Annotated in this window: 3 protein-coding genes and 1 pseudogene; all 4 read left to right on the forward strand. The window is 59.4% G+C overall.

Annotated features, from left to right (window positions below):
- Positions 1–344: 344 nt before the first annotated feature.
- Complete coding sequence (locus tag FEM54_RS21340) at positions 345–2,033, forward strand: glucan biosynthesis protein G (RefSeq protein ID WP_169986745.1); 1,689 nt, start codon at positions 345–347, stop codon at positions 2,031–2,033.
- A pseudogene (gene mdoH, locus FEM54_RS21345) lies at positions 2,026–4,670 on the forward strand (glucans biosynthesis glucosyltransferase MdoH). The gene FEM54_RS21340 and the pseudogene mdoH overlap by 8 nt, the downstream one beginning before the upstream one ends.
- Positions 4,671–4,781: 111 nt before the next feature.
- Positions 4,782–5,582, forward strand: a complete 801-nt coding sequence (locus FEM54_RS21350; RefSeq protein WP_138452866.1) for a transporter substrate-binding domain-containing protein — start codon at positions 4,782–4,784, stop codon at positions 5,580–5,582.
- Between the two features lie 220 nt (positions 5,583–5,802).
- A partial coding sequence (locus tag FEM54_RS21355) for a transporter substrate-binding domain-containing protein (protein ID WP_138452868.1) occupies positions 5,803–6,452 on the forward strand: 650 nt, incomplete at its 3' end.

Raw genomic sequence — 6,452 nt, forward strand, 5'->3', positions numbered from 1 at the left:
ACCTTCCTCTTACAGACATGAATGTATTAAAAACGACTTTAATGCCTAAAAACGCAGGGTTTCGCTACAAATACTTCGTTGTCCCTGATGCGTTGTTTCGCGGGCTACTAGATAATCGCGCGCTATGGGGATCAGCGTAAATTGGTCCATTTTTGACTTAGGTAGAGACTTGTCCGACGGCCTTTGGGGAATCATTTTGACCCAGAGGAGTCGGAACAATGCTCGCCAACCTGGCATATAGATAGCTGGCCGTTGGTTTTTTGATCTGTTTTCGGCGAGGGTTGCTCGTGATTGTTAGTCCCTGTAATGCACCAAAATTGTCTGCCAAACGGTTACGAAACGCACTGGTAACGGGCTCTGCCCTGTTTTGCCTGTTCGGGGCGGGTCAACTGTGGGCATTCAGTCTGGATGATGTGTCGGCCAAGGCAAAAGAGCTGGCCGGGCAGAAATACGAAGCTCCGCGCAGCAATCTGCCGAACGAATTTCGCGAAATGAAATTCGCGGACTATCAGAAGATTCGTTTCCGCAACGAAAAAGCCGAGTGGGCCGATCAGAACACGCCATTCAAGCTGTCCTTCTATCACCAGGGCATGCACTTTGACACGCCGGTGAAAATCAACGAAGTGACCGCCGACAGCGTCCAGGAAATCAAGTACGACCCAAATCGTTTCGATTTCGGCGATGTGAAATTTGATCCTAAAGCCACCGAACAGCTGGGTTATGCCGGTTTCCGTGTGCTGTACCCGATCAACAAGGCCGACAAGCAAGACGAAATCATGACCATGCTCGGCGCCAGCTACTTCCGCGTCGTCGGCAAAGGCCAGGCCTATGGCCTGTCGGCCCGTGGCATGGCGATCGACACTGCATTGCCGTCCGGTGAAGAATTCCCGCGTTTCACCGAGTTCTGGATTGAACGCCCAAAACCGGGCGAGAAACAGCTGGTGATCTTCGCCCTGCTGGACTCGCCACGCGCAACCGGCGCCTATCGCCTGACCCTGCGCCCGGGCACCGACACCATTGTCGACGTCAAATCCCAGATGTTCCTGCGTGACAAGGTCAGCAAGCTGGGCATCGCCCCGCTGACCAGCATGTACTTGTTCGGCGCAAACCAGCCGTCCAAGGTGCTCAACTACCGTCGTGAATTGCACGATTCCAGCGGCCTGTCGATCCATGCCGGCAATGGCGAGTGGATCTGGCGCCCACTGAACAACCCTAAACACCTGTCGGTCAGCAACTTCGCCGTTGAAAACCCGCGTGGCTTCGGCCTGCTGCAACGTGGCCGCGACTTCAGCCACTACGAAGACCTGGACGACAACTACGACAAGCGCCCAAGCGCCTGGATCGAACCTGAAGGCGACTGGGGCAAGGGTTCTGTCGACCTGGTAGAGATTCCGACCGCCGACGAAACCAACGACAACATCGTTGCGTTCTGGAGCCCGGCCGAGCTGCCGAAAGTCGGCGAGCCGCTGGACGTCAGCTACCGCTTGCACTGGACCATGGACGAGAAAGACCTGCACCCGGCCGACAGCGCCTGGGTCAAGCAGACCTTGCGCTCCACCGGTGACGTGAAGCAATCCAACCTGATCCGCCAGCCTGACGGCAGCGTGGCCTACCTGGTGGACTTCGAGGGCCCGTCCCTGAAGAACCTGCCACCGGATGCGCCAGTGCGCAGCCAGGTGAGCGTGGGCGACAACGCCGAAATCGTTGAAAACAGCGTGCGCTACAACGAGCACACCAAAGGCTGGCGCCTGACCCTGCGCATGAAGATCAAGGACGCAGGCAAGCCCACCGAAATGCGTGCCGCGCTGGTCGAAGACATCGTGAAAGCTGAGCCTGAGAAGGTCTCGACCCAAGTGCTCAAGGCCGACAAGCTGCTGGCCAAGCAACACGAAAAACAGGCCAGGAAAGACGCCAAGGAAGCGAAAGACAAGGACGCCAAGCAGCCAGAGGCTGCCCCCGCCAATCCGGAGCCGGAAAAGACCGAACACGTCCTGACCGAAACCTGGAGCTATCAGTTGCCTGCCGATGAGTAATTCTCAAGCCACGCCAGAGACCCTGTCCGAGTACCTGGCGCACCTCCCGATGACCGCAGAGCAGCGCGCCGAACTGGCGGGCTGCACCTCCTTCAGCGAGCTGCACGAACGCTTGTCGTCAAAGACGTTCGACGCACCCACCGAGGCCGCCCAAGCCTCGGTCGGCCGCCGGTTGACGCTCAATACCGCCGAAGAGCTGCAAGACGCCGAGATGCTGGCGCTTGACGCTAACGGCCGGGTTTGCCTGAAGGCCACGCCGCCGATCCGTCGGACCAAAGTGGTGCCGGAGCCATGGCGTACCAATATCCTGGTGCGTGGTTGGCGCCGGATGACCGGTCGCACCAACCCTCCGGCCCCGCCGAAGGATGAGCGCGTATTGCCGGCAGCACGCTGGCGTACCGTGGGTTCGATCCGTCGCTATATCCTGCTGGTGCTGATGCTCGGCCAGACCATTGTGGCCGGCTGGTACATGAAAGGCATCATGCCGTACCAGGGCTGGTCGCTGGTCGACTTCGACGAAATCCGCAACCAGACCCTGCTGCAAACGGCCACCCAGGTGCTGCCTTACGCCTTGCAAACCAGCATCCTGATCATGTTCGGGATTCTGTTCTGCTGGGTGTCGGCCGGTTTCTGGACCGCGCTGATGGGCTTCCTGGAGCTGCTGACCGGCCACGATAAATACCGGATCTCCGGTAAAAGTGCTGGTGACGAGCCGATTCCAAAGGATGCCCGCACTGCGCTGGTGATGCCGATCTGCAACGAAGACGTGCCCCGGGTATTTGCCGGCCTGCGCGCTACTTTCGAATCGGTAGCCGCCACTGGCGACCTGGACCGTTTCGATTTCTTCGTGCTCAGCGACAGTAACGAAGCCGATATCTGCATCGCTGAACAGCAAGCCTGGCTTGATGTGTGCCGCGAAGCCGGTGGTTTCGGCAAGATCTTCTATCGCCGCCGTCGCCGTCGCGTAAAGCGCAAGAGCGGCAACCTCGACGACTTCTGCCGTCGCTGGGGCGGTGAATACAAGTACATGGTGGTGCTCGACGCCGACAGCGTGATGAGTGGTGAATGCCTCACCAGCCTGGTGCGCTTGATGGAAGCCACGCCGGATGCCGGGATCATCCAGACCGCGCCACGTGCGTCGGGCATGGACACCCTGTATGCGCGCATGCAGCAGTTCGCCACCCGTGTTTATGGCCCGCTGTTTACCGCTGGCCTGCACTTCTGGCAGTTGGGTGAATCCCACTACTGGGGTCACAACGCCATCATTCGTATGAAGCCGTTTATCGAGCACTGCGCCCTGGCGCCGTTGCCGGGTAAAGGCGCGTTTGCCGGTGCGATCCTCTCCCACGACTTCGTTGAAGCCGCGCTGATGCGCCGTGCCGGCTGGGGCGTGTGGATTGCTTATGACCTGCCGGGCAGCTACGAAGAACTGCCGCCGAACCTGCTGGATGAACTCAAGCGTGACCGTCGCTGGTGCCACGGCAACCTGATGAACTTCCGCCTGTTCCTGGTCAAAGGCATGCACCCGGTGCACCGTGCGGTGTTCCTGACCGGCGTGATGTCCTACCTGTCGGCGCCGTTGTGGTTCTTCTTCCTGGTGCTGTCGACGGCGTTGCTGGCGGTGAACACCTTGATGGAGCCGCAGTACTTCATGGCGCCACGCCAGCTGTACCCGCTGTGGCCACAATGGCACCCGGACAAGGCGGTGGCGCTGTTCTCCACCACCATCGTGCTGTTGTTTCTGCCTAAATTGCTCAGCATCATCCTGATCTGGGCCAAGGGCGCGAAAGAGTTCGGTGGCAAGTTCAAGGTGACCTTGTCGATGCTGCTGGAGATGCTGTTCTCCATGCTGCTGGCGCCGGTGCGCATGATCTTCCACACCCGTTTCGTGCTCGCCGCGTTCCTGGGCTGGGCTGCGACCTGGAACTCGCCGCAGCGTGACGACGACTCCACGCCATGGAGCGAGGCAGTCAAGCGCCACGGTCCACAGACCCTGCTGGGCTTTCTGTGGGCACTGTTGGTGGTGTGGTTGAACCCAAGCTTCCTGTGGTGGCTGATTCCGATCGTCGGCTCGCTGATGCTGTCGATTCCGGTGTCGGTGATCTCCAGCCGGGTCAAGCTGGGCCTCAAGTCTCGCGACGAGAGCCTGTTCCTGATCCCAGAGGAATACAACCCGCCGCAAGCCTTGCTGTCGACCGAGCAATACACCCACGAAAACCGTTGGCACGCCCTCAATGACGGGTTTGTGCGCTCGGTGGTCGACCCGCAGCAAAACGCACTGGCCTGTGCCCTGGCGACCTCGCGTCACCGTGAGGCGGAGCCCATCGAGCACTTGCGTCAGGAACGTGTGCGCCACGCGCTGAAAGTCGGCCCCGCTGGCCTCAACAACGGCGAGCGCCTGGCATTGCTCAGCGACCCGGTAGCCTTGGCTCGCCTGCATCAGCAGGTGTGGACTGAAGGTCACGCCGAGTGGCTCGGTGCCTGGCGTGCTTCGGTCAAGGCTGATCCGCACGCGCCATTGCTGCCGCTGCAACCGCTGTCTTCCCAGGCCCAACCGGCCTGATTCCGACGCCCCCGAGGGCTCACCTCGGGGGCGTTAGATGCGCTGGTCCTACAGCGTTTAGAACATCTTCTTGATAACGCTAACCCCTTGTTATTTCGAAACAAAAGACCTTTGTTCGAAGCGTATTGCCGTGCCTGTCGCTGGGGTAGCATCGCCCCCAAATTGACTAGGTCGCAGGGGGATTAATGATCAAAAGGTATTGTTTGGCGGTGCTGAGCGGCGTCATCGCATTGATTTACGCAGGCTGGTTGAGCGCTGGTGCCCTCGATGAGGCGGTTCGACGCGGTGTGCTTAAAGTCGGCACCACGCCCACCTATGTGCCCTTTGAAATGAAGGACAAGCAGGGCCGCATCGTCGGTTTCGAAATCGACTTGCTGCAGGCGATGAGCCGCGCGTTGGGCGTCGAGCTTGAACTGGTCGCGGTGCCATATACCGAGTTGCTACCGGGGCTGATGGCGAAGAAGTTCGACCTGATCGGCAGCGGCATGACGGTGACGCAGGAGCGCAACCTCAAGCTGAACTTCAGCGACTCCTTTATTGTGGTCGGCCAGACCGTGCTGCTGAACCCCAGCCTGGCCGGCAAGATTGCCAGCATCGAAGATCTCGACGAGGCGGGTTACCGCATCGCCGCGACTGAAGGCACGACCGGCGAAGCGGCTGCGCAGCGGTTTTTGGGCGCGGCGCGCCTGAGCACTTTTACCACGCCGGAAGAAGGCGTGCGCCAAGTGGTCGAGGGCAAGGCCGACGCCTTCGTCCATGACGCACCCTACAACCTGATTGCGCTGGCCAGGCCGGAAAACCACCGGCTCTTTGCCCTTGAGCAACCGTTTACCTTTGAGCCTCTGGCGTTTGGCCTGAAAAAAGGCGACTACGACAGCCTCAACTGGATCAACCACTTCCTCAATCAAATTGCCCAGGATGGCACCTACGATCGGCTGCACGACAAGTGGTTCAAGGACACGGACTGGATGGCGGAGATCGACTAAGCGTCATAACTGCTTACACATCAATGAATTGCCGGCCTGTTGCGCTGATGTGTCTAGCCCCTGCGCAGTGATGCACCATTGTGGGGCTTTTGCGACATGCGCCGATAACATTTACCCGTGAAACCTTTGTGACGGGCAACGAGTGGGTTAGGATCGCACCCCGAATGGGTGCAGCCCTTTTGCGCGCCGGCCTTATAAGAATCTTTCAGGGGACTTGATTTTGAAAAAGTATCTTTCGATGCTGATGCTCGGCGTCACCGCGCTGGTCGCGGCCACTGCGGCGCATGCGGGCGCCATCGACGATGCGGTCAAGCGCGGCACGCTGAAAGTCGGCATGGACCCGACCTACATGCCGTTCGAAATGACCGACAAGCGCGGTGAAATCATCGGCTTTGAAGTCGACATTCTCAAGGCCATGGCCAAGTCCATGGGCGTCAAGCTGGAGTTGGTGTCCACCGGCTATGACGGCATTATCCCAGCCTTCCTGACCGGCAAGTTCGACATGATCGGCAGCGGTATGACCCTGACTCAGGAACGCAACCTGCGCCTGAACTTCAGCGAACCCTTCATCGTGGTCGGCCAGACCCTGCTGATTCGCAAGGACCTGGAAGGCACGATCAAGTCCTACAAAGATTTGAACGACGAGAAATACCGCCTGACCTCCAAGCTCGGCACTACCGGCGAGATGGTTGCCAGGAAACTGATCTCCAAAGCCAAGTACCACGGCTATGACAACGAGCAGGAAGGCGTGCTGGACGTGGTCAACGGCAAGGCCGATGCCTTTGTGTATGACGCACCTTACAACGTGGTCGCCGAGAAGAAAGTCGGTAATGGCAAGCTGGTGTTCCTGGAAGAACCCTTCACTTGCGA

Origin of the sequence: Pseudomonas edaphica, from assembly GCF_005863185.1 — a bacterium.
Classification (GTDB): Bacteria; Pseudomonadota; Gammaproteobacteria; order Pseudomonadales; family Pseudomonadaceae; genus Aquipseudomonas; species Aquipseudomonas edaphica.